We start from the raw sequence: 2,269 nt of genomic DNA, 5'->3' as shown, positions 1-2,269 counted from the left end.
GTTTGTGGTCGTTTCGACACTTCCACTTTGGCACATCGATGCCGTCAGGTAACAGGAGGGCTCTTCTCATTGAAGAGCACTGCGGACCCATACCTGAGGCGGGAGGGAGGCGTCCATTACATCTCCTACAAAGGCACGACACGCCGGCGTGGGGGGCGCAGTCAAGCCCCTGCGATCCACCCCTCCAGGCGATCGACCTTATCCGGCAGGCCGAAGTTCGGCGCGCCGGCGCGTAGCGCGGTCGCGGCCTGGACGAGGGCGAGCGTGGCGTCGAGGTGGTCGCCGGAGGCGTCGTAGATCAGCTGTTCGAGCAGCGCTTCCGGGCCTGCCAGCGTTGGCCGGGACGATGTGTCGCTGGCCTGCAAGGCGTGCACTATTGCTTCCCGGCTGTCGCGCCGCGCCGTCGTTTGTTTCGCCTTGTCGTCGCTCTTGTACGGCGCGGCGGTGATGCTGCGCGCGAGCAGGCCGGGATAGGCCTCGAGCGCGATGCGTTGCGGATCGGCTTCCAGGATGCCGGCGACGGTGACGCCGGCGGCGAGCAGGCGCGGTGCGCCCTCGAGGAACATCAGCCCCACCGGCGGGTTCACCAGCTTGAGCGGGCTGTGCGAGCGCGCGGGGAGGTCGGTGGCGCGATGCGCATAGCGTCGGCCGAGCGGTCGGCTTTCGCGATAGGCGTCGAGCGCCGCCCGAAAGCCTTCGCGCCCGAGCGCGGCGCAATGCCGGACCAGCGCCGGCCAGTCCTGCGGCAAGCCCAGGTCGACGACGGCCTCGCGCGGCAGGCCGAAGGGGAAGTCGAAGGCACCCAGCCAGGGGCCGGGCCGCGCCAGCAGCGCCTCGAAACTGGGCCAGTCCGGCAGCGCCTCGACGCGCTGCAGCACCAGTGTGCCGCCGTCCAGCCGGCCGAGCGCCGCGGTGATCGGCTTTTGCCACCGCGGGGCCGAGGTGAAGTCGACGCCGATCAGCGTCCAGTCTTCGCGACCGCTCGCCAGGCTGGAATCAGACATCGATCGCAATCCGGCTGCGCGCGGCTGCACCGAACAGGCGCGCTGCGGTCAGCACGGTCGTGGCGTGGATCGCCACCGTGTCGTCGATTTCGCTGGCGTAGCCGCCCGCCATCGCGATCGCCACCGGCACGTTGGCCGCGCGACAGGTGCCGAGCACGCGCTCGTCGCGCGCGGCCAGCCCGGCCATGCTGAGCGCCAGCCGCCCGAGGCGGTCGCCCTCGTAGGGGTCGGCGCCGGCGAGGTAGATCGCGAGATCGGGCCGGAAGCCGTCGAAGATGCGCTCCAGCGCGCCGTCCAGCGCCTGCAGGTAGGCCTCGTCGCTGGTGTCGTCCGGAAGTTCGATGTCGAGGTCGCTGACCTGCTTGCGGAAGGGGAAGTTCTTCGCGCCGTGCAGGCTGCAGGTGAAGATTTCGGGCTCGGCCGCCAGGATCGCGGCGCTGCCGTCGCCCTGATGCACGTCGCAGTCGATGAGGGCGATGCGCCGCGCGCGGCCTTCGGCACGCATCGCCAGCGCGGCGATGGCGGCATCGTTGAAGACGCAGAAACCCGAGCCGAAATCGCGATGCGCATGGTGCGTGCCCCCGGCGAGGTTGGCCGCGCAGCCTTGCCCGGGCGCCAGCGCGCTGCGGCAGGCCGCGAGCGTGGCGCCCGCCGAGCGGCGCGAGCGCTCCACCATCGCCGGCGACCACGGAAAACCGATGCGGCGCACCTCGGCCGGCTCCAGCGTGCCGGCCGCGACGCGCTCGAGATAGGCGGCATCGTGGGCGCGCAGGATCTCGGTGTCGCTGGCCGCCACCGGCACGTGGAAGTCCGAGGCAGCGAAGACGCCGCTGGCGAGCAGGCGCTCGCGCAGGCGCGAGTATTTCTCCATCGGGAAGCGATGCCCTGCGGGCAGGGGCAGCACGAAGTGGTCGGCGTAGTAGAGATTCAAGGCGGGGGCTCGATGTCGCGGTAGGCGGCGCTGTGATCGGTGAGGGACGAGAAGGTTCGGTAGCCAGGTCGGACTGTGGCTGGCGGCTTTCACCGGCGGAACCGACACCTGTCCGCTGCTGTCATGACTGCGGGCAGCAATCATGCCACGCTGGACTTCATGCGCCACTGCGGGCCATGCGCAGCGGCGGACATGAGGCCCTCGTGTAGGAGATGTAATGGACGCCTCCCTCCCGCCTCAGGTATGGGTCCGCAGTGCTCTTCAATGAGAAGAGCCCTCCTGTTACCTGACGGCATCGATGTGCCAAAGTGGAAGTGTCGAAACGACCACAAAC

General features: G+C 69.6%; 2 protein-coding genes. Both read right to left on the bottom strand.

The annotated features are described in order from the left end of the window. Positions 1–161: 161 nt before the first annotated feature. Positions 162–1,004: a DUF429 domain-containing protein gene (locus GH664_RS22445; RefSeq protein ID WP_153170281.1), complete on the bottom strand. Its 843-nt coding sequence runs from the start codon at positions 1,002–1,004 to the stop codon at positions 162–164. Beyond that, positions 997–1,935, bottom strand: a complete 939-nt coding sequence (locus GH664_RS22440; RefSeq protein WP_153170280.1) for a histone deacetylase — start codon at positions 1,933–1,935, stop codon at positions 997–999. Before GH664_RS22440 ends, GH664_RS22445 begins: the two co-directional genes overlap by 8 nt. Between the last annotated feature and the right edge of the window lie 334 nt (positions 1,936–2,269).

The sequence above is a fragment of the Thauera sp. 2A1 genome, assembly GCF_009469595.2.
Classification (GTDB): Bacteria; Pseudomonadota; Gammaproteobacteria; order Burkholderiales; family Rhodocyclaceae; genus Thauera.
This window is presented reverse-complemented; position numbering and strand designations above follow the sequence as displayed.